Source organism: Arcobacter sp., assembly GCF_050300555.1.
Lineage (GTDB): Bacteria > Campylobacterota > Campylobacteria > Campylobacterales > Arcobacteraceae > Arcobacter.
In genome coordinates this window covers 140,888-162,771 of the sequence record NZ_JBNKXY010000001.1, presented here as the reverse complement: position 1 = coordinate 162,771, position 21,884 = coordinate 140,888, and the positions used below count along the sequence as shown (strand labels likewise).

Sequence of the window (21,884 nt, the reverse complement as noted above, 5' to 3'; positions counted from 1 at the left end):
TTCCTTTTATATTATTAACATTCCATCACCATATGAGAAAAATCTATATTTTTCTTTTACAGCAGTTTCATATATCTCTAAAGTTTTTTCTAAACCTATAAACGAGGCTATTAACATGATTAGAGTTGATTTTGGTAAATGAAAGTTTGTAAGTAGATGATTCACTTTTATTGGTTTATTTGCTGGATTTAAAAACAAATCACATTCACCTTGTATTTTGTTTGTTCTAGCAAAGTACTCTATTGTTCTTGTAACTGTTGTACCAACAGCTAGTGTTTTTTTGTTTTGTTTTAAAGCATCTAAACTTTCTTTTGGAACTTCAAAATATTCACTGTGCATTGGGTGTTCTAAAATATCTTCTGCATCTACTGGTTTAAATGTGCCAGCTCCCACATGAAGAGTTAGATAATTGATATTATGATTAGTATCTAATTTTTCTAAAAGTTCATCTGTAAAGTGTAATGATGCTGTTGGAGCAGCAACAGCTCCATAATTTTTGGCAAATAGAGTTTGATAATCTTTTTCATCTTCTTTTTCATCTTCTCTATTCATATAATGAGGAAGTGGCAAATGTCCAATTTCATTTAATATTTCAATTAAAGTTGTAAAATCAAGTTGTTTTTCATCTTGATAAAATTTTACAATTCTTGTACCATCATCATTAAGTTCAATAACTTCAGCACTTAAATTATTATCAAAATAAAGTTTGCTTCCCTTTTGAACTTTCCCTTTTATCATAACTTGATATCTATTCATAAATAGAGGTTTATTAAATAGTAATTCTGTTTTACCACCACTCTCTTTTTTTCCATAGATTCTTGCTTTTATTACTTTTGTATCATTTAAAAAAATGTTTAAATTTTCAGGTAAAAAATCAAGTAGATGTTTAAATGTAGTATGAGTTATGGTGTCATTATTTCTATCATAAACTAAAAGTTTAGCACTATCAGCAGGATATAAAGGTTTGCTAGCTATGAGTTCTTTAGGTAAAAAATAGTCATAGCTAGAAGTTTTTAAGGGGTCCAAATTACTCTTCATCATCTAAAGAAGTATCCGCTGGATTAAACACCTTAGCAATATAAATTGAAACTAAATATAATAAAATAAGTGGACCAGCCATTAAAAATTGAGTTAATACATCTGGAGGAGTTAAAAGTGCTGCTACAACAAATATAATAACAACTGCATATCTGAAAAAGTCTTTTAACATTCTGTCATCAACAAGTCCAATTTTTGCAAGGAAAAATGTAATAACAGGTAATTCAAAAGCTATTCCAAAACCAAATAGTAGTTTTGTAAAAAATCCTACGTATTTACCAATACTTGGCAATACTGTAACAACTGCTGAACCAAAGTTAATTAAAAATTCAAATCCAAATGGAACAACAATATAGTATGCAAAAGCAGCACCAATTAAAAACATAAGTGTTGCAAAAAATACAAAAGGAATTACTAATTTTTTTTCATGGTCATAAAGCCCTGGAGCTAAAAATAGCCATAATTGCCAAAATATAATAGGTAAAGAAACTATAAATCCAGAAAAAAAGGCAACTTTTAATGCTGTAAAAAATGTCTCTTGAATCTCAACTGCAACCATTTGAGAATTTTTAGGAAGTACCGCTTCTATTGGTACCATCATCCAGTTTAAGATAGGTTCATAAAAAGTAAAACATGCAAAAAAAGCTATACCTAAACTAATTACTGAGATTATTAATCTCTTTCTTAGATCTGCAATATGTGGCTTTAAATCTTCTAACATTAGGCGTTATCCTCTTTAGATTCTTTTTTTACTTTAAATTTATCACTTGGATTTGCTGAAGTTGTTACAACTTCTTCTTTTGTTTTTTCTTCTTGTTTAAATGATACTTTATCTGGTTTTTTAGCATCATCTTTTTTGTCATCATTTAAGATATCATTAACCCCTAGGTTAAATTCATCAAATCCTGTAACTGATGATTTTGCACTTTCAATTTGATTTTTAAATTTATTTGCTTCTGCTTTCATATCAGAGATATTTAATTCATTGTCTAGAGTAGATTTTGCATCTTCAATACCACTTTTAAATTTTTTAAAAAATCGTGCAACTGATACCATAGCATCAGGTAATTTTTCTGGTCCTAGTGCAATAATTGCAATAATTGCAATAAGCAGTATTTCCATAAATCCCATTCCAAACATATAATGTCTCCATTCATTGATTAAAGGAGAGATTTTACCTTATTTTTGATAAAATCTATCTAATTATTTAAAAAGGTGTTAAATGAAATTATTAGTTTTACTTTTTATAGGTGTTGTTTTATATTTTATTGCAAGAAGTTATAAAACAGAAAAATTTGAAAATATTAAGTTTAATATAAAAGAGAATTTTCAAGGTGATTTACTTCACCATGAAGCAGGTTTATTAATTGCACTTATGGCAAAAGTTGCAAAGGCAGATGGTGGTGTTTGTGAATTAGAAGCTGAGATGTTAAAACATACATTTACAGATATATCTAGTCATTTTGAAAATAGCACTGAGATAAGAGAAAAATTAAAACAGATATATAACCAAGAGAAAAAAACTTTTGATAATACATTAGATATAGCACAGAAACTTCTTAAACTAACAAAAAATGACTATCAAAAAAGAGCCAAAATTTTAGAATATCTTTTAAACTTGGCTTTTATTGATAAAAATTTTAGTGAAGCAGAGCAAATGATTTGTGAAGATATTGCCAATGCTTTAGAGATAAAGCCAACTGATTTTAATCAAATGGTTAATAATTTTAAAAATTTCTATGCTTCTCAGGCTCAAAACCATGCAACAACACTAGAGCAAGCATATAAAATTTTAGAATCAACTAAAGAAGATAATGACAAAACTATAAAAAACAATTATAGAAAATTGGTGAAAAAACATCATCCTGATATTATTTCAGGGCAGGGTGCAAGTCAAAATATAATCGATGAAGCAACTAAAAAATTACAAGAAATAAATGAAGCTTATGAGATGATAAAAAAGAGTAGGAATATATAGTTGTTAGAAAATTTTGATAAAAATTATGAAGTTTGTAATTGTATAAAAGTTACAATAAATGATATAAAAAATGCTGTCATAAATGAAAGTGTTATTAGTTTGAGAGATTTACAAGAAAAAACCCATGCTGGAACAGAGTGCAGACACTGCTTAATGAGTGAGGGTGATTTTGGAAAAATTAAAAAAAGTATATATTGTAAAGATGTTTTGGGAGAATTAATAAATGGCTAAGAGTTTTCATCATTCTTTTGAAGTTTGCACATGTAAGCAAGTGACTTTAGGTGAGATTTTATTTGCAATAAAAGAAAATGGTGCAAATAGTATTGAAAAAATTGGTGAAAAAACTGATGCTGGCACTTGTTGTGGTTGCTGTGTAAGTAGTGAAAAAGATTTTGGTGAAGAGAAGATGGAATTGTATTTAACTAATATTTTAAATAAATTTGAGAAAGAAAATTAATGGAAGAGAAAGAGTACGTAATAAATGAAATAAAAAGCCTAATTTCAGCAACTGGCGAACAAACAGAAATTAATCCAAAATTTTTGGACTATTTTGATTTGGAAGAGTTATACGATATAAAAGAGAACTTACTTAGAAAAAAAGAGAATTTTAGAGAGAATAATAAAGGTTTTCTTGAAGAAATTTATGAAAAAACAAAAATAAATGAGATATAATTTATTAAAGGATAAAAATTATGGAATGGAAATATATAAAAGAACAATTAATAACATTTTTAAAAGATGAAGTAAGCAAAGCTGGTTTAAAAAGGGTAACCGTTGGTTTATCTGGTGGTTTAGATTCTGCTATTGTTGCTATTTTATGTAAAGAAGCTTTTGGTGAAAATATGAGTTGTGTACTTATGCCATCGCACTATTCAAGTGCAGGAAGTATAAAACATGCACTTGAAGTTTGTGAAAAGTTTGATATAGAACATGAAATTGTGGAAATTGCTCCAATGGTTAATGCCCATGAAAAATTTATGGATGGGGATAAACTTAGAATTGGTAACTTTAGTGCAAGAATGAGAATGTCAGTTCTATATGATGTAAGTGCTAGAGATAACTCTTTAGTTGTAGGAACTTCTAATAAAAGTGAAATTTTACTAGGATACGGAACTATTTTTGGAGATATAGCTTGTGCGATTAATCCAATAGGTGAAATGTATAAAAGTGATGAATATGAATTTGGAAAATTTTTAGGAGTTCCAGATTCTATTTTAGAAAAAAGACCAAGTGCTGATTTATGGGAAGGTCAAAGTGATGAAGATGAACTTGGATACTCTTATAAACAAATGGATGAAGTACTTAAAAAATTAGTTGATGAGGGTATTTCAAAAGAAGAACTAATAAATAATGGTATTGATAAAGAACTTATTGATATGATAACTTATAGAATGAAAGCTAACGCATTTAAAGGTAAGCTTCCAACAATCGCTAAAATTAAATGGAGTTAATATGAAAGAGATAGCTTTTTATAAATCATCAGTTGGGGAAGAAGAGTTAAATCAACTAAAGTCTGTTTTAGAATTAAATAAAGATAGTTCAAAAGTAGTTGAATTTGAAGAGAATATGGCAAAATTTATTGGTGCTAAATATGCTATTTCTACATGTAATGGAACAGCGGCATTACATTTAGCATTAAGTGCTATTAAATTAAAAAGAGGGGACAAAATATTAATGTCTGTAAACTCTTTTGTAAATGTGCCAGAGGTTGTAAGACATTTTGATGCAGAGCCAATTTTTATTGATATTAATATTGATGATATGAATATTGATTTAAATAAATTTGAAAAGGCATTAGAAGCAAATAATTCTAAAAAATTAAGAGGTGCAATTATCTCTTTTGTTGCTGGTCAAACTCCTGATTTAGATAGATTATATGCAATATGTAAAAAATATGAGATTATATTAATTGAAGATTGTACTTCTGCATTAGGAGTAACATATAATGATGAAACTGTTGGTTCTTTAAGTGCTGATATGACAGTTTTTTCAACAAACCCATCAAATGGTAAAACAGATGTAAGTAACTGTGGAGTTATTGTTACAAATAACGAAGAGTTGGCATCTCGTGCTAAATTACTTAGAACACATGCTGTTACAACTACTTATGATGATTATGGAAATTTAGATTATATTTATAATGTGGTTGATATTGGACATAAATATGATTTAAGTGAACTTGATGCAGCTTTTTCTCTTGCTCAACTTAAAAAAACGAATAGTTTTATAAAAAGAAGAAAAGAGATTGCAAAAATTTATAAAGAAAGACTTACTGGTGTAAAACATATTGAAATTCCTAAGCAAAAAGATGAGCATATTTTCACTCATTATATTATCAAAATCTCTAGAAATAGGGATGCTTTTGCAAGGGAGTTAAAAGATAGGGGGATTAATACTGGACTTAATTATATTCCTTTACATCTATTGACATATTATAAAGAAAAATATAGTATAAAAATTACTGAATTTGGTGGAGCTTTAACTTCATATCAACAAATTTTATCAATACCTATTTATCCAGGACTTACGGATGAAGAGATAAATTATATTTGTGACCAAATTATAGATATCGCTTCAGAGTGGATATAATTGTTGCTAAAACAAAAACTTAATAGTTGGATTGAAGAGTATCTCTTCTTTCCAACAACTTTTCAAAAAATCATCTCTTTTTTATTTATTCCATTTACCTTAATTTATATGCTTATCATCTCCTTTAAACGAATATCAGCTAAAAAGTTAGATTTTGCTATACCAGTTATTTCAGTTGGAAATTTAATTGTAGGTGGAAGTGGAAAAACTCCTATTACTATTGCATTGGCAAAAGAGAAAGAAAATGTTGCAATTATTTTAAGAGGTTATGGAAGAAAATCTGAAGGACTATATGTAATAAGCAACAAGGGAAAGATTTTAGAAGATATAAATACAAGTGGTGATGAAGCTATGTTATTGGCAAATTCTTTACCAAATGCAATTGTAATAGTTAGTGAAGATAGAGTAAAAGCTATTTTAAAAGCAAAAGAACTTGGAGCAAAAATATGCTTTTTAGATGATGGTTTTTCAAAGTATCATATAAATAAATTTGATATTTTATTAAAGCCTAAAAATGAGCCTGAAAATATATTTTGTTTGCCAAGTGGTGGATATAGAGAGCCTAAAATGATGTATTCAACTGCAAATATGGTTTTAAAAGAAGGTGTTGATTTTAATAGAATTATTAAATTTAAAAAAGATGGTGAAATTTTAGAAAAACTACCTTCTCAAATAGTAATATTAACTGCAATTTCTAAAGCAAAAAGACTTTTAGATTTTGTTCCAAAACCATGTGAACTTATCTCTTTTCCTGATCATTATAACTTTACTAAACTAGATATAGAAGTAGTTGAAAAATCTTATAATGGTTATACTATATTAACAACAGCAAAAGATTTTGTAAAGTTGAAAAAGTTTGATATTAAAAATTTGGTTTTGATGGATTTAGAAATTGAATTTAAAACAGATATTGATTTTTCAAGTTTAGAAAACTATATTAAAAGATATAAAGAACATAAATGACAAATATATATTATATGGATGAAGATAGTTTAGGTCATCTAGATGCAAAAAAAAGTATTAATTCTTTTCTTTGGAAGTTGTTATATAAAAGAGTTGAAAAAAGATTAAAAAACTCTATTATAAACATACAAAATATGAGAAAAATTGTTTTTAATAAAAAATTGCTTTTGCATTGTAAAATTGAAGGAACATTACCTTATGTTTTTTTAAGAAGAGACCCAAGTTGGTACTATGCAGAAGATGGAGAAGAGTATTTTATTCCATTTAGTATTTGTTTTACTGATGGAAATGTAAAATATGATATTGTCTTAGTAGATGGAAAAATTGACTTACGAAATGATAGTAAAATGAAAGGTGATCTTAGTAAAAAACTTTCACATACTCCTATTTTATTAATAAAAGTTTTAAAAGATATAGAAAAAAATTTTGAAATATTATTAAAATATATGGATGAAGAAGATAAAAAAGTTTAAATAAACAAGAAAAAAATCTTGTTTATTTGATTATATGTCCTACAAATTTTGACATGTTATTTAGTATCTTGCCACCTTTTCTAAATCCTAAGGCACAAGCTTCGTAAGCATAAAAAACACCTGCTTGGTAGTAATCACCATTTTCATCTTGAGGAAGTTCTACATACTCTTGATAAATAGCTTTAAATCCTTCATATTCACCATCTGTTTTAATATCTAAAGAGTTATCACTATTTATAATGGCAACATTTGCACCTTCTCTTCCAAAACATCTTTTTTCTACTTGTTTTTTACCAACTAATGGTTCAAAAGAAGTTTCTAGTAAAAGTGGATGATTTGGATATAAATCCCAAAGTATTTTCATGAATCCTTTTGATTGGAACATTAAAGTATATGCAGGGTTAAAGATAATTGCTTTTTGATTTGTGATTATCTCTTCTAAAATTAAAGCTAATTCACTCTCTTCTATGGCAATATTTTCCCAAGGTATAAGTTTAAACCAAAACTCAAAATTTACATCATCTTTGTAGATACCTTCATCATTGAATTGTACTTTATCCATAAATTCAAAATCAGTATTAAATCCAGCTTCAGATGCTATATGTTGTAAAAGCTTAGTAGTATTTTCATCTTCGCTACTTCCACTAATAGAAGAGAAAAGAATTTTCCATCCCAAATCTTTGTAATACTCTTTAAATCTTTCAATATCATCTTCCATTGTAATGATTCTTTTGAAGTTATCTTTTAGTGCTTCATATAGATTATTAAATTGGCTTGCTTCATTTAAATCATTTGCTTTTAACATAGCCCATTGAATAATTGCTGTTTCAAATAGTGAAGTAGGTGTATCTGCATTAAACTCAAGAAGTTTTATAGGTTTACCATTTATACCACCTGCTAAATCAAATCTTGAATAAAGATGCCAATGAACATCATTTTCCCAAGACTCTTTTATAAGATTGACTAAGTTAAATGGGATATTAATTTCGTGAAATAAATTATTATCTATAATATAATCACCAGCTTCACAAAACATATCATATAACTCATTTGTTGCTTCATAATAAGCATTTGCTTCTTCTTCAGTAATTTGTACTAATTCATCTGCTATATATGAAGTGTTATCTTGGTCTGTATGCCATACGAATCCTATTGATTCTAAATACTCTTTTGTAAGAGGTTTTATTTTTTGAAGTTTCATAAATTAACCACCAAAGCCACTTGATTTTGAACCAAATAATGAACTTGATTTTGATGTAGAACTGCTACTTCCAAAGAAACCACTTTTTTTTGTTGGGGTTGAACTTGCTTTTGTAAATGAACTTTGACTTTTAGAATATGTTTGAGGTGACTTATATTGTGTTGCCCTTTGGTTTTGAAAATTTTGGTTATTAAATAATTTATTACCAATCCATGAACCAATCATTGCTCCAGCAATTGATGATAATAATACTCCACCAAGTCCCATTCCACCATTTGATATTTCTGGATTAGTTAATGAAGATGTTCCTGCATCTATTTTTGCATTTTCTTCTTTTACTAATTTGTCTATCTCTTCTTGCGTTAATATTTTTTCACTTCCATCTGGTTTTCTTAGTACTATTGTAGTTTTTGACGCTGGAAACTCATCTGCAATAGCATATTTTCCATCAGCACTCTCTTCAATAATAACAAATGCTCCTTGCTTTTGAGTAGCATTTGTAAAGGCATTATTTTCTCCTTGTGTTTGGTTATTATTTCCTTTGTCTTCACAACCAGTTAAACCAGTAACTAAGAAAGCTCCAAGACTACCAACAAGTGCATAATTTGAGAATTTTTTTATATGTTTATTCAAATTTTATTCCTTTGTATTTTGATATATAATAATATAAAATACGCGTATTTTAGCATATTAGAATTAATAAAAAGTGAATAACAGAATAACTTTAATACTTTTTTAATGAATAAGTTTTTCAGCTAAAACGCACTATGATTTTGTATTAAAACTCAAGGATAATCATGTATTGCCAAACATCAGATAATTTTGAAAAAAATTGTATTCCAAAAACAGTTAATGCCTCTATTGCTGTGTTAACTCCTAAAGAGGATAAAGATTTTATTGTACGAAAAGTAACTTTAGCCAAAGATGGTTCTATGCCAAATCACACCAATGAAATACAACATCAACAATATGTTTTAAAAGGTGAAGCCAAAGTTATAGTTGGTAATGAAGAATACCATGCTAAAGAGGGAGATTTTATCTATATTCCAGCAGGTATAAACCATATGTACGAAGCATGTTATGGAAGTGAGTATGAATTTTTGTGTATGATTACGACTAAAGAAGATCATATTCAAATGATTTAGTATTTTGGTCAATAGAATATATTGACCAAAAAAAAGTAGCTGGTAAATAATTAAATTTTTTCTTTAATATCTACAGGTTTTTTTAAAGCTTCTCTCATTATTTCAATAGTTTTTGTATCTAAAATAGTATCTGTAAATAGTTCAAACGCTAAAACACCTTGATATAAAAGCATATCTTCACCATCTTTTGCTATTAAACCTTCTTCTCGTGCTAGTTTTAAAAATGGTGTTTCTTTTCCATATACACAGTCAAAAGCAAATTTAGCATTTAAAAATATACTTTCTAATGTAGTTTTTTTGATAGGATATTCATCATCTTTTAATCCAGCACTTGTTGAGTTTACAATTAAGTCATAATGATTCATTTGGAAATTATTCCAAGTATAAGTTTTAAAGCCTTGTTCTTTAAAAAAGTTAAGTTTTTCATTACTTCGGTTTAATATTCTAACTTCAATATTAGCTTCTTTAAGTGCCATTGCTATAGCTTTTGCAGTACCACCAGCACCTAAAATAAGTACAGAGTTTATTTTTCCAAAATCTTCTATGGCTTTCATAAATCCTGGGGCATCAGTATTATAAGCAAATAGTTTATTGTCTTTTTTAACGTATGTATTTACAGCTTTGATTTCATTTGCTATACCTACAACTTCATCAGCTAATTTATAAGCATCTTCTTTAAAAGGTACAGTTATATTTGCACCCCTTGCATTTTCTGAATTAAACACATCTTTTAACTTTTTAGCATCTGTTAATAGATATTTATCATAAAAAGAGTTAATGTTAAGATGACTAAAGGCACTGTTGTGCATTTGAGGGGATTTTGAGTGTTCTACTGGATTTCCAAATATTAAAAATTTTTCTTTTTCTTTTTGCGACATTGATTTCCTTAAAATAAAACGTGATTCTATCTAAAGAATAATAAGAGGATATTAAAAATTTTATGATAAATTAATATAAAAAGAATATGGGAAAAATATGGACACTATAAAAATGATAATAACAACTAAAGAAGATGGTAATATGGCATATCATGTGAATGATTTAAAAAGTAGTGTTGATGAAAATAGATTAAAAATATCTCAAAAACATAATTTTGATATATCAAAACTTAGATATATGAATCAAGTACATGGGGATAATATAGAAATAGTTGACTTCTCATCGCCTCTTCTAATAGATAACTGTGATGCTTTAATTACTAAAGAAAAAGATTTACCAATAATGGTTATAGTGGCTGATTGTATTCCTATATTTTTAAAAGATAGTGTAAAAGGTGTTATTGCTGTAGTACATGCAGGAAGAAACTCTACATTTTTAAATATAGTTCAAAAAACTGCACTTAAAATGATAGAAGAACTAGATTGTAAAAAAGAAGATATCTCTGTATATTTGGGACCATCTATTCAAAAATGTTGTTATGAAGTATCACCTGAATTGGAAGATATAGTAATTAAATCTTATGGAAAAGAGTTTTCACAAAATAGATATATTGATTTGCAAGGTATAAATGTAAAGCAGTTAAATGATATTGGTATTTTTAATATTGAAATATCAAATATTTGTACTAAATGTTCAAATAAACCATATTTTTCGTATAGAAATGATAAAGATTGTGGAAGGTTTGCAATTATTGCAGTATTATAAAGAGGAAAACCTCTTTATAATTATATATGTACTTTTTCAGTTTCTACTTCTATTTCATCCTCAATAAATGCTTTTTGTGAATTATAAACATTTTCATTTAATTCATTTTCACTTTTTGCAATTAATAAAGAAACCATAGCATCTCCTGTAACATTTACAGATGTTCTTGCCATATCTAATATTCTATCAATTCCAGCAATTATTGCAATTCCCTCTAATGGTAATCCAACAGTTGTTAATACTAAAGATAACATTATAAGTCCTGCACCAGGAACTCCTGCTGTTCCAATTGAAGCTAGAGTAGAAGTTAAAATTATCATCATATATTGACTAAAATCTAAATGTATTCCAAAAGCTTGTGCTACAAATACTGCACAAACACCTTGATAAAGCGCTGTACCATCCATATTTATAGTAGCACCTAAAGGCAATACAAAACTAGCAACAGGTTTAGATACACCAAGGTTATTTACAACATTTTCAGTTGTTATAGGAAGTGTACCTGAACTACTTGTCGTAGTAAATGCCACAGATTGAGCCCCTATAATTCCTTTAAAGAAATTTTTTGGATTTAATTTTGCAAAAAAAGCAATTCCTCCACCCATTGTGATTAAAACATGTAATATACATCCAAGATATACACATAAAATAACTTTTCCAAGACTAAGTAATACATCCATTCCATATGAAGCAGAAACCCAAGCCATCAAACCAAATACACCTATTGGTGCAAATTTAATAACTATTTCTGTCATTTTAAACATTGCTTCTGAAAATGAAACAAAAAATGACTTAACGTGTTTAGCTTTTTCACCAGCTAAATTGATAGATATACCTAACATAAGTGCAAAGAAGATAATTTGTAGTATATTACCATTTGCTAAACTTGACATTGGATTTTTTGTAACAATATTTAATAAAGTATCAATTAATCCAGGTGCACTTTTAGCTGTAACAGCAGTTGCACTACCTAAAGCAATTCCAGCTCCAGGTTCAAAAATAACACCTATACCTAAACCAATTGAAATAGCAATAGCTGTTGTAATTAAATATAAGGCAAAAGTTTTTAAACCAATTCTTTTCATCTTACTTAAATCATCCATTGAAACAATACCTGTAACTAATGTTACAAAAACTAAAGGTACAATTAACATTTTGATTAAGTTAACAAAAAGTGTTCCAAGCGGTTTTAGCATCAACGCATATTCACCCAAAGTTGTTCCTGCAATTAACCCCAATATTAAGGCACCAAAAATCTTTTTCCAAAGTGGTATTTCTTTCCAAAGTTCTACCATAATAACTCCTTTTTGATTTGAGTTATTATAAAAATTCAAAATGTTCTAAAAGGGATTTTTTTATAAAATTTAGAAAAATTTGTATATTTTATTCAATATTGATTTTGTATCCAATACCTTTTACTATTTTTATAGAATCTTCTGGTATTTTTTTTCGTAATCTTTTAACCAAACCACGAATATTTGTTAAGTTTGTAAATTCTCCATCCCATACATAATCTTCAATTTCATCAAAAGTAAAAATTTGATGACGATTTTTACATAAAAGCTCTAAAAAAAGTATCTCTTTTCTTGCCAGTTTAATTTCGCCATCTGGACCAGTTAGATATCTATCTTTAGGAAAATATAAAAAACCTTCACCTAGATTAATTTTACTTTTTTTAGTTAAACAAAGTTTATTAACTTTATGAATTAATTCATACATTAAAAATGGTTTTTTCAAATATTCATCACAACCAATTTCATATGAAGATTGAATTTTGTCTAATTCATGGTTAGAGCTTATGATTATTACGGGAATAGAAGGATTTTTTATACGGATTTTTTCTAAGATTGAAATACCATCAACTTTTGGTACATTTATATCTAATATAAAACATTGATAATATTCATCCAATTTTTCCATAACAGAAGAGCCATCTGTAAAAGCTTCAACTGTAAACCCTTCTTTTTCCAAAGAAGTTACAATAAAATTTAATAATTTTGTATTATCTTCTAATACTAAAATTTTCATTTGACAACTCCAATTTTATTACAAATTTTGTTCCTACATCCATTGGCTCAACACTAATTTTTCCATTCATTTTTTCTTCAATAATAACTTTTGTCATATATAAACCAATTCCATAACCTTTGCTTTTAGTAGTAAAGTATGGATCAAATATCTTTTTTAAACATATTTTATCTATCCCACATCCATTATCTTGAATCTCAATTTGTACATATTTTTTATTGTTAAATATATTTATATCTATTTTACCATCATACATTTCTATATTTTTTCTTTTTTCTAATATAGCTTCTTTTGCATTATTTACTATATTTAACATTGTTTGCATTAGTTCATTTGGATATCCATCAACAAGTAGTTTTGTGTTTTTTGCAATTTCAATATTGATGTCAATATAATTATATTTCATAGAGTGATGAACTATAGTCATCATTTTTATAATTGCATCTTTGATATTAAATGTAGTTTTGTTGCTTGAGGGTTTAATAAATTGATGAAAATCATTAATAGTATCTGTCATATAATAAATTTGAACCATAATATCATCAATGTATTTTTTATCTTCATCTTTTGATTTACTATTTGAACCGATGTGTTCTTGTACTAAAGTTGAAATTTCAATTAAAGGTTCTTTCCATTGGTGAGTTATCGAAGAGATTATCTCTCCAATTTCTGCTAATTTAGATTGTTGGATAATAAACTCTTGATGTTTTGCAGTTTTCGTATGCAAATATAATGTATATACCAACATAAAAATTAATAAGATTAATATAGGTGAAATCATAAATACTATGTTTATTAGTTTCCGATTTTTATCAAAAAAAGATTCAGGTGTATTAACCAAGCTATAAGGTGAATTAATATTAGCTGGATTTAAATTGAACTCTTTTATTTTTTTATAGTTAAATAAATATTGATATTTTTCATCTACTGTTATAAGTGGTTTCATATTTGGTTTATTTATCAAATCTAAAACTAACTCACCAGTAGCTTCTCCAATATGGCTTATTGAAAGTAGTTTTCCTCCTAGTGCACCATCTTTTAAAAAAAGAGTATCTGTTACAAAAGTTGGTAGTTTAAAAGAGTTAATAGCTGCACCAATTTCACGGTTTTTGTAAAATTCATTATTATCACCATTATAAAATCTCACAAAAAATATTGCTTCATTAGACTTGTGTTCAGAAAATCTTTGTTTTAGTTCTTTAAGTGTAGATTTTCTAATATATTCAATTTCAAATTTTGATTTGTATTTATTAATTGCTTTTTGAATTAGTATATTTGTATCTTTTGCATTACTACTTCTATCATTGATTATGTATAGTTTTTTTAATTTTGGCATCATAGTATCAATTGTAGCAATAATTCCTTCTATTGCTCGTTTTTCCATAACCCCAAATACTCTATCAGATAGATTATACTTTTCAATTTCTTCTGGTGAAAATTTTTCAATTCCTGAAAAAACTAATTTTTCATTGTTAAAAAATAATTCATTATAATTTTTTAGTGCAAATTCAAAAGCAAATTTATCAACTAAAAGTACGATATTGTATTTTCTATTTTTGAGTTGTAATTTATAAATTCTTAATAAACTATTATAGTATTCTGAAGAATTGATTCGTTTTGAATCCATATATAAAGTTGTAATTTCGATTTTTTTGTTTGTGTTTAAAACTTTTTTAACACCATCAATGAGTTCATCACTCCATTGAAAATCTTTATGGTATGAATTTATAATTAAAATTTGTATATTTTCCTTTTTTTGATTAGAAAAAAGGTTGCTTTGGAATACTAATAAAAAGAGAAATAATATGCAAACTTTATAATTCATTTAGCCTCACTTTGAATAAGTATAATCTTTTAAAAGATTTTCATTTATATTGGAAATTAATGCTCTTGCTAATATTGTACTTGGGTCAATTAACAAAACATCTTTATAAACTGTTTTGTCATTAAATGCCAAAGGAATTTCTGTACATCCCATAATAACAGCTTCTACTCCCATATTTTTTAATTTTACTATTTCGTTTTCAAATATTTTTTTAGCTTTTTTTGTTATTGGATTAGATTGTGCTTTTACTCCGTATTCAGTATTATATATAGCATCATGGCAATTATTTTTACCTCTTTCACTTGGATTTATAAATTTAAATTTATTCATTTTAACAAAATAGTTTTCATATAGTTTTGTTTCATATGTTCCTAATGTTCCAAGAAAACCTATATTATCAAGATTTGAATAATTTTTTTCTAAAAATTTATGTGTCTCTTCAACTATATTAAGAAGTTTTGCTTCACATTTTGCAATATTCATTAATTCACAAACCTTATCAAATATTTTTGGTGAATGGGCTGTATTGCAAGAAATTGCAATAACATTAGCTCCCATTTGTTCAAGTTTTAAAGCAGCACGAAAAAGGCCTTCTGCAGGATTAACTTTAACTTCATTTTTTAAGTATCCAGTTCTATCTGTAATATCAGAAGCATTGCTAATTAATATAACATCTATATAGTCTTGATCTTTTCCATATGTTTTTTGATTGTCATAAATTTTTCTATTTAAATCCAATCCAGCGTATGGTCCTACCCCTCCAATAATTCCTATTTTCATTTTATGCTCTTAAATAAGGTCTTATCATATTTTGTGGATGAATAATCTCATCTAGTTGCTCTTTAGATAATAGATTTTTTTCTAAAACTATATCATAAACTGATCTATTTTCATTTAATGCTTCTTTTGCAACCATAGTTGAATTTTCATATCCAATATGTGGATTAAGTGCAGTTACTAATCCAATACTATTTAATACTAACTCTTCACATCTTACTTCATTTGCTGTAATTCCATCAATACATTTATAAGCTAGACTTTCAAATGCTTTTTTCATCATATTTATTGAGTTAAATAGATTATATGCAATTATTGGCTCGAATACATTTAACTGTAATTGTCCTCCCTCACTAGCCATTGTAATAGTTACATCAGTTCCAATAACTTGATAAGCTACTTGATTAACCATTTCAGGAATAACAGGATTTACTTTTCCTGGCATAATAGAACTTCCAGGTTGCATCGCAGGAAGATTGATTTCATTGAATCCTGTTCTTGGACCAGAACTTAAAAGTCTTAGGTCATTACATATTTTTGAGATTTTTGCAGATACTCTTTTTAAAACACCAGATATTTGTACAAATGAACCTGTATCTTGAGTTGCTTCAACTAGATCACGTGCAGTTACAAAAGGTCTATTTGTAACTTCTTGCAGTTTTTTTTCTACAATTTTTACATAATTTGGGTGAGAGTTAATCCCTGTACCAATTGCTGTTGCTCCTAAATTCATCTCTCTGATTAATTGTTGAGATTCGATAAGTCTTTGTATATCTTCATCTATCATAATTGCGTAAGTATTAAATTCTTGTCCTAAAGTCATAGGAACTGCATCTTGAAGTTGAGTTCGACCCATTTTGATAACATTTTCAAATTCAATAGCTTTTTTTGCCATTGATTTTTCAAGAATTCTCATGGAATCAATAAGTTCAAATATTTTTTCATATAAAGTTATTTTGATTGCAGTTGGATAGACATCATTTGTAGATTGTGATAGGTTTACATCATTGTTTGGATGAAGATATTTATATTCTCCTTTATTATGACCCATTATTTCTAAAGCTCTATTTGCGATAACCTCATTTGCATTCATATTTGTTGATGTTCCAGCTCCCCCTTGAATCATATCTACGACAAATTCATCATGCAGTTTTCCTTCGATTATTTCATCACAAGCTTTACATATTGCATTTTTTTTATTTTCATCTAAACATTTTAGTTCAAAATTTGCCAATGCAGTAGCTTTTTTTACTTTAGCTAGTGATATGATAAATGTAGTAAATCCTGAAAGAGATACTCCTGTAACATCAAAATTTTCTTTTGCTCTTGCTGTTTGAATTCCATAATAGGCATCTTTTGGGATTTCTCTATCACCTATTAAATCATGTTCTATTCTCATTTAGTTTTTTCCTTTAAATTTCAATGGGAAAATCCTAATAAATAGAAATGTCCTAAAAGTGATTTTTTTTTAAGAAATAATAAAAAGATGTATTAAAAGTGTATAAGTTATGTAAAAATAATGTATTTAAGTCTTAAATATAAATTAAATAATATAGATTTATAAAAAATGTGATTTTTAAGTTTCGATTAGTTACAATTCTCGTCCAAATAAATAAAGGAGTCTATTTATGAGTAAACCTGTAACTAAAGAAGAAGCTTTAGATTACCATCAGTTTCCAAAACCAGGGAAATTGGAAATTGGTACAACAACAAAACTTGGAACACAAAGAGATTTAGCTTTGGCATATACGCCAGGGGTTGCTTTTCCATGTTTAGAAATAGAAAAAGATGCTAATAATGCGTTTAAATATACTGCTAAAAAAAATCTTGTAGCTGTTATATCAAATGGTACTGCTGTACTTGGATTAGGGGATATTGGAGCAGTGGCTTCAAAACCAGTTATGGAAGGGAAAGCTGTATTGTTTAAAAAATTTGCAGCTGTTGATTCATTTGATATTGAAGTAGATGAAACAGATATTGATAAATTTGTATCTATATGTAAAGCAATTTCTCCTACATTTGGTGGAATTAACTTAGAAGATATAAAAGCACCTGAATGTTTTGAAATTGAAAGAAAATTAATAGAAGAAGTTGATATTCCTGTTATGCACGATGACCAACATGGAACTGCAATAATTACAACAGCTGGATTAATCAATGCTTGTGAAATTATTGGTAAAAAACTTGAAGATTTAAAAGTAATTGTTATGGGAGCAGGGGCGGCTGCCATTTCATGTGCTAGAATGTATAAAGCAGTTGGTGTTCAAAATATTATTATGTGTGATTCTAAGGGTGTTATTCATGATGGAAGAGATGATTTAAATAAATATAAAGAAGAATTTTCTATAAAAGAATCATTGACAAAATTAGAAGCATTTAGAGATGCTGATGTAGTTTTAGGACTATCTAAACCTGGTACTTTTACTGAAGAACATATTGCAGTTATGGCTGATGAGCCAATCGTATTTGCATTAGCAAATCCAACACCTGAACTTTTTCCAGAAGACGTTTTTAAAATAAGAGATAAAGCAATCGTTGGAACAGGAAGAAGTGATTTTAACAATCAAGTAAATAATGTACTTGGATTTCCTTTTATTTTTAGAGGAGCACTTGATGTTCAAGCTAAAAAAATAAATATGCAAATGAAAAAAGCTGCGGCTTATGCTATTGCTGATTTGGCTAAAAAACCAGTAACTGCTGATGTAAAAGCTATATTTGGAGAACATTTGGCATTTTCAAAAGATTATATTATTCCAAAACCATTTGACAAAAGACTTATAGTAGAAGTATCATCTGCTGTTGCACAAGCTGCAGTAGAATCAGGGGTTTCTAGACTTAAAGATTTTGATTTAGTAGCTTATAAAGAAGAACTATCACAAATGATTTAATAAAAATAATGGTATTATTCCACTTTTAATTTGGAATAATACTATTATATGGGAATAAAATGAAAGAGTATATACTTTTAATAAACACTTCTGACTCTAAAGGACTTGTGTACAATGTATCAAAAGTTCTTTTTGCTAACAATTTAAATATCGAACAAAATGCAGAATATGTTGATGTAGAAACAAATAAATTTTTTATGAGAACAGTAATAACTGGTGATGTAAATGCCAAGATACTTTTAAAAGAGTTAACTGAAGTTTTGCCAAAAGAAACAGAACTTAAACTTAGAGAAAAATCAAAAAAAGATATTGTTTTATTAGCAACAAAAGAATCACATGTATTAGGTGATTTGCTTATTAGATATCTTGATGGTGAATTGGATGCAAATATAAAAGCTGTAATTGCAAACCATGATTATCTTAAAGACTTAGTTGAAAAGTTTGATATACCATTTCACTGTATAAGTGCAGATGGATTAGAAAGAGAAGAACACGAAGATTTAGTTATAGAAAAAATTAAAGAGTATAATCCAGAACTTATAGTATTAGCTAAATATATGAGAATTTTAACTCCAAAATTTGTTCAAGAATTCCCTCAACAAGTTTTAAATATTCACCATTCGTTTTTACCAGCATTTATTGGTGCAAATCCTTATAAACAAGCACATCACAGAGGTGTTAAGATTATAGGAGCTACTGCTCATTATGTTACAGATGATTTAGATGAAGGTCCAATTATTGCTCAAGATGTTGTAAGAGTTGACCATACTTTTTCTTGGCAAGATATGAGAATTGCTGGAAAAAATGTAGAAAAAGTTGTACTAGCAAATGCTCTTCAACTTCTACTGGAAGATAAAGTTTTTGTTTATGGTAATAAAACGGTAATTTTATAGTGTTTAATATAGTTTTATTAGAGCCAAGAATTCCTGGAAATGTTGGTACAATTGGACGACTTGCTTTTGCTTTAAATTGTAGATTACATTTAATAAAACCGTATGGTTTTGGTGAGATTACAGAAAAAGAAGTTAGACGTGCAGGACTTGATTATTGGTTTGATTTAGATGTAACTGAATATGAAAATATAGAAGATTTTTGGTCAAAAAATCCTCTTAATGATAGGCATTTTTTTGCAACAACAAAGACAAAACAAGTATATTTTGAAGTTTCTTATGAAGTAGGGGATTATTTTTATTTTGGTAGAGAAGATGCAGGTTTACCTGAAGATTTACTATCAAAAAATGAAAAAGGATGTATTACTATTCCTATGACAAACGATGCAAGAAGTTTAAATATGGCAAACTCTGTATCAATAGTAGCTTATGAGGCTTTACGGCAAAATTTTAAAGAGTTTAAATAAACTCTTTTTCTGCTTTTTTAATAAGTTTTTTTACTGCTTTTAATTTATCTTCTAATTTTTTCTCATCACTTTTTTTCTCACAATTTTTAAGTTTTTTCTTTAAACTAGCTTTTTTTTCATAGAGATTATTTATAATAATTTTTATTTCTTCTTCATTCTCTTTTATCTCTTCTTTGTCCCTTGTTAGGTAACTTTTGAAAGTTTTTATTAGTTTAGACAGCTTCATTGTTTTCTCCTAAAGTTCTGAGTTTTGCATCATTTACAAATAAAATATTTGCAATTCTAAATAAATTTTTACTTATATTCATGACACTTCCTGTATCATTCATTAAAGATATTCCCATTTTAGATGTAATTTTATTATTTCTTATTAGTTCATCTATTTTTTTATTGTTCTCATTTTCTAAAACTTCTAGATTATCTTTATACACTTGTATTTGAGTTGATGTTTCTATATCATCAATATCTTTACTTTTAAGTTGGTTTGTTCTTAAAATATTTAAGGCTAACTCTTTTTTTAAGGCTAAATATTCAGTTTTTATATATTCATTTTTACTATATAAGTATATGTTCATATTTTTTTGAATATCTCTTGTATCTTTTAAAATTTTAATTATGATATTAGATGAAAGCCTTAATTGTCCCACATAAAATAGTTGATTTGGATTCATGTTACTTTGTGATTTTAAAAGATAATCAACTATTTCTCCATATAGAGATTTTAAGTCATTATGGTAAATATCATCTAAATTTGTATCCATTTTATCAGGTGCTATAAGAACAGAATCAATATCTTTCTCTTCTTTTAAATCTGAAGTATGAATTGACAGAGCATGTAAGATTGCTTTTTGAGCATTGTCATATAAATGAATAACCTCTTTTTGAATAGAAACCATAGCATTATATGGAATTTTGATATTTGATTCATCAAGATATATAGGTTTTGATGATTTTTTAACTTTATCTTTTATTACTTTTGTTGATAGGCTGACAATATATGCAATAAATGGAAATAAAAGTATGATTCCAAGAAGATTAAATATGGTATGAAAAAGTGCTAATTTCATACTATAATTATCATTTGCAATTGAGAAAAATGGAGATATAAAATCAACAAAATCTTTTAAAATATGTATAAAAATAACAGCAACAATAGCTGTAATTATATTAAATATAAAATGTCCAAATGCTAGTCTTTTTCCATTTTCATTTGAAGTTAATGAGCCAATTATTGCAGTTACTGTTGTACCAATATTTGCTCCAATTGCAAGTGCAATAGCATCTATGTAGATAATATTTGCTCCTGAAAGGGCTGTAATAATTATGGCCATTGTGGCACTACTTGATTGGATAACAACTGTTGCTATTGCTCCAATTGCAATATAAATTAAAATACCTGTAAATCCACCAACAGAATATGAAGCTAAATTTATTGCTTCTTTTAATGTTTCAAATCCATCTTTCATATATGAAATACCTAAAAAGATAAATCCAAGTCCCAATAAAATATCTCCAAGACCTACATATTTTGAGTTATTTGAAAATCTAAATATAACACCAAAAATAATCATTGGCATTGCATATAAAGAGATTTTTATTTTAAGTCCAAATGCAGAAACAATCCATGCCGTAGTTGTACTTCCAAGATTTGCTCCAAAAACTATTGCCATACCTTGCGTTAAAGATATAAGTTCAACAGTTAAAAAAGAAATTACAATTACTGATATAAGCGATGAGCTTTGAACAATAGAGGTTGTAATAAAACCAGTTAATATGGATTTTAAATTAGTAGAGGTAAATTTCTCTAAAACTTTTTCTAATGCACCACCAGAAAATAGTTTAAAACCACTTTCCATAAAGTGCATACCTATAATAAATATTGCAATTCCAGTAGCTATTACTTTTACATTTTCACTTGAAATTATAAAATAAGCTAAAAGAAGTAAAATTAGGGGTAAAGTTAATTTTTTAATCATAA

Annotated in this window: 26 protein-coding genes; 13 read left to right on the top strand and 13 right to left on the bottom strand. The window is 27.3% G+C overall.

The window, feature by feature from the left end:
* Positions 1-6: 6 nt before the first annotated feature.
* From queA to tatB, 3 genes are read right to left on the bottom strand one after another with little or no spacing between them, the layout of a single operon-like run.
* On the bottom strand, positions 7-1,041 hold the full coding sequence (gene queA, locus ACQY5W_RS00910; protein ID WP_428023046.1) for a tRNA preQ1(34) S-adenosylmethionine ribosyltransferase-isomerase QueA: 1,035 nt from the start codon (positions 1,039-1,041) through the stop codon (positions 7-9).
* Positions 1,028-1,759: a twin-arginine translocase subunit TatC gene (tatC, locus tag ACQY5W_RS00905; RefSeq protein ID WP_428023045.1), complete on the bottom strand. Its 732-nt coding sequence runs from the start codon at positions 1,757-1,759 to the stop codon at positions 1,028-1,030. Before tatC ends, queA begins: the two co-directional genes overlap by 14 nt.
* Complete coding sequence (gene tatB, locus ACQY5W_RS00900; RefSeq protein ID WP_428023044.1) at positions 1,759-2,178, bottom strand: Sec-independent protein translocase protein TatB; 420 nt, start codon at positions 2,176-2,178, stop codon at positions 1,759-1,761. The genes tatC and tatB overlap by 1 nt, the downstream gene beginning before the upstream one ends.
* An 82-nt stretch (positions 2,179-2,260) precedes the next feature.
* On the opposite strand from tatB, the gene ACQY5W_RS00895 reads away from it, so the two are divergent.
* Genes ACQY5W_RS00895 through ACQY5W_RS00860 form a run of 8 tightly spaced genes read left to right on the top strand, consistent with a single transcriptional unit; the run spans position 2,261 to position 7,041 of the window.
* Positions 2,261-3,016: a TerB family tellurite resistance protein gene (locus tag ACQY5W_RS00895; protein ID WP_428023043.1), complete on the top strand. Its 756-nt coding sequence runs from the start codon at positions 2,261-2,263 to the stop codon at positions 3,014-3,016.
* Positions 3,017-3,247, top strand: a complete 231-nt coding sequence (locus ACQY5W_RS00890; protein ID WP_428023042.1) for a (2Fe-2S)-binding protein — start codon at positions 3,017-3,019, stop codon at positions 3,245-3,247.
* A complete protein-coding gene (locus ACQY5W_RS00885) occupies positions 3,240-3,473 on the top strand; it encodes a (2Fe-2S)-binding protein (protein ID WP_428023041.1) in 234 nt (77 codons plus the stop codon). Before ACQY5W_RS00890 ends, ACQY5W_RS00885 begins: the two co-directional genes overlap by 8 nt.
* Positions 3,473-3,688, top strand: a complete 216-nt coding sequence (locus ACQY5W_RS00880; RefSeq protein ID WP_428023040.1) for a hypothetical protein — start codon at positions 3,473-3,475, stop codon at positions 3,686-3,688. The genes ACQY5W_RS00885 and ACQY5W_RS00880 overlap by 1 nt, the downstream gene beginning before the upstream one ends.
* A gap of 17 nt (positions 3,689-3,705) precedes the next feature.
* Positions 3,706-4,467 carry an NAD+ synthase gene (locus tag ACQY5W_RS00875; RefSeq protein WP_428023186.1) on the top strand — a complete coding sequence of 254 codons (762 nt, stop codon included), beginning with the start codon at positions 3,706-3,708 and terminating at the stop codon, positions 4,465-4,467.
* A 1-nt stretch (position 4,468) separates the two neighbouring features.
* Positions 4,469-5,605, top strand: coding sequence for a DegT/DnrJ/EryC1/StrS family aminotransferase (locus ACQY5W_RS00870; protein ID WP_428023039.1), 1,137 nt, complete (start codon positions 4,469-4,471; stop codon positions 5,603-5,605).
* Entirely contained in the window at positions 5,606-6,568 is a 963-nt protein-coding gene (locus tag ACQY5W_RS00865) for a tetraacyldisaccharide 4'-kinase (RefSeq protein ID WP_428023038.1), read from the top strand.
* Positions 6,565-7,041: a hypothetical protein gene (locus ACQY5W_RS00860; protein ID WP_428023037.1), complete on the top strand. Its 477-nt coding sequence runs from the start codon at positions 6,565-6,567 to the stop codon at positions 7,039-7,041. Before ACQY5W_RS00865 ends, ACQY5W_RS00860 begins: the two co-directional genes overlap by 4 nt.
* Positions 7,042-7,063: 22 nt before the next feature.
* On the opposite strand, the gene ACQY5W_RS00855 is transcribed toward ACQY5W_RS00860, so the two are convergent.
* Both ACQY5W_RS00855 and ACQY5W_RS00850 read right to left on the bottom strand, forming a co-directional pair.
* A complete protein-coding gene (locus tag ACQY5W_RS00855) occupies positions 7,064-8,242 on the bottom strand; it encodes a glutathionylspermidine synthase family protein (RefSeq protein ID WP_428023036.1) in 1,179 nt (392 codons plus the stop codon).
* A 3-nt stretch (positions 8,243-8,245) separates the two neighbouring features.
* Complete coding sequence (locus ACQY5W_RS00850; protein ID WP_428023035.1) at positions 8,246-8,875, bottom strand: UPF0323 family lipoprotein; 630 nt, start codon at positions 8,873-8,875, stop codon at positions 8,246-8,248.
* A 164-nt stretch (positions 8,876-9,039) separates the two neighbouring features.
* On the opposite strand from ACQY5W_RS00850, the gene ACQY5W_RS00845 reads away from it, so the two are divergent.
* A complete protein-coding gene (locus ACQY5W_RS00845; RefSeq protein WP_428023034.1) occupies positions 9,040-9,387 on the top strand; it encodes a cupin domain-containing protein in 348 nt (115 codons plus the stop codon).
* Positions 9,388-9,437: 50 nt separating this feature from the next.
* Here ACQY5W_RS00845 and ACQY5W_RS00840 read toward each other — a convergent pair whose 3' ends face one another.
* Positions 9,438-10,265 carry a shikimate dehydrogenase gene (locus tag ACQY5W_RS00840; protein WP_428023033.1) on the bottom strand — a complete coding sequence of 276 codons (828 nt, stop codon included), beginning with the start codon at positions 10,263-10,265 and terminating at the stop codon, positions 9,438-9,440.
* A 97-nt stretch (positions 10,266-10,362) separates the two neighbouring features.
* Between ACQY5W_RS00840 and pgeF the strand changes: the two genes are divergently transcribed.
* On the top strand, positions 10,363-11,031 hold the full coding sequence (gene pgeF, locus ACQY5W_RS00835) for a peptidoglycan editing factor PgeF (protein ID WP_428023032.1): 669 nt from the start codon (positions 10,363-10,365) through the stop codon (positions 11,029-11,031).
* Between the two features lie 20 nt (positions 11,032-11,051).
* Here pgeF and ACQY5W_RS00830 read toward each other — a convergent pair whose 3' ends face one another.
* The 5 genes from ACQY5W_RS00830 to aspA form a co-directional block, all read right to left on the bottom strand.
* Positions 11,052-12,326, bottom strand: coding sequence for a dicarboxylate/amino acid:cation symporter (locus ACQY5W_RS00830; protein ID WP_428023031.1), 1,275 nt, complete (start codon positions 12,324-12,326; stop codon positions 11,052-11,054).
* Between the two features lie 88 nt (positions 12,327-12,414).
* On the bottom strand, positions 12,415-13,059 hold the full coding sequence (locus tag ACQY5W_RS00825) for a response regulator transcription factor (protein ID WP_428023030.1): 645 nt from the start codon (positions 13,057-13,059) through the stop codon (positions 12,415-12,417).
* A complete protein-coding gene (locus tag ACQY5W_RS00820; protein ID WP_428023029.1) occupies positions 13,034-14,884 on the bottom strand; it encodes a sensor histidine kinase in 1,851 nt (616 codons plus the stop codon). Before ACQY5W_RS00820 ends, ACQY5W_RS00825 begins: the two co-directional genes overlap by 26 nt.
* A gap of 6 nt (positions 14,885-14,890) precedes the next feature.
* Positions 14,891-15,664, bottom strand: coding sequence for an aspartate/glutamate racemase family protein (locus tag ACQY5W_RS00815; protein WP_428023028.1), 774 nt, complete (start codon positions 15,662-15,664; stop codon positions 14,891-14,893).
* Between the two features lies 1 nt (position 15,665).
* Positions 15,666-17,060, bottom strand: coding sequence for an aspartate ammonia-lyase (gene aspA, locus ACQY5W_RS00810; RefSeq protein WP_428023027.1), 1,395 nt, complete (start codon positions 17,058-17,060; stop codon positions 15,666-15,668).
* A 229-nt stretch (positions 17,061-17,289) separates the two neighbouring features.
* Here aspA and ACQY5W_RS00805 point away from each other — a divergent pair, with 229 nt between their 5' ends.
* Genes ACQY5W_RS00805 through ACQY5W_RS00795 form a run of 3 tightly spaced genes read left to right on the top strand, consistent with a single transcriptional unit; the run spans position 17,290 to position 19,906 of the window.
* Positions 17,290-18,549 (top strand): malic enzyme-like NAD(P)-binding protein, encoded by a 1,260-nt coding sequence (locus ACQY5W_RS00805; RefSeq protein ID WP_428023026.1) that lies wholly within the window; start codon positions 17,290-17,292, stop codon positions 18,547-18,549.
* Between the two features lie 59 nt (positions 18,550-18,608).
* Positions 18,609-19,442, top strand: a complete 834-nt coding sequence (purU, locus tag ACQY5W_RS00800; protein ID WP_428023025.1) for a formyltetrahydrofolate deformylase — start codon at positions 18,609-18,611, stop codon at positions 19,440-19,442.
* Positions 19,442-19,906, top strand: a complete 465-nt coding sequence (locus tag ACQY5W_RS00795; RefSeq protein WP_428023024.1) for a tRNA (cytidine(34)-2'-O)-methyltransferase — start codon at positions 19,442-19,444, stop codon at positions 19,904-19,906. The genes purU and ACQY5W_RS00795 overlap by 1 nt, the downstream gene beginning before the upstream one ends.
* Here ACQY5W_RS00795 and ACQY5W_RS00790 read toward each other — a convergent pair.
* Together ACQY5W_RS00790 and ACQY5W_RS00785 are read right to left on the bottom strand one after the other, a co-directional pair.
* A complete protein-coding gene (locus tag ACQY5W_RS00790; protein ID WP_428023023.1) occupies positions 19,899-20,132 on the bottom strand; it encodes a hypothetical protein in 234 nt (77 codons plus the stop codon). The two genes, ACQY5W_RS00795 and ACQY5W_RS00790, sit on opposite strands and share 8 nt — an antisense overlap.
* Positions 20,119-21,882 (bottom strand): Na/Pi cotransporter family protein, encoded by a 1,764-nt coding sequence (locus tag ACQY5W_RS00785; RefSeq protein ID WP_428023022.1) that lies wholly within the window; start codon positions 21,880-21,882, stop codon positions 20,119-20,121. Before ACQY5W_RS00785 ends, ACQY5W_RS00790 begins: the two co-directional genes overlap by 14 nt.
* Between the last annotated feature and the right edge of the window lie 2 nt (positions 21,883-21,884).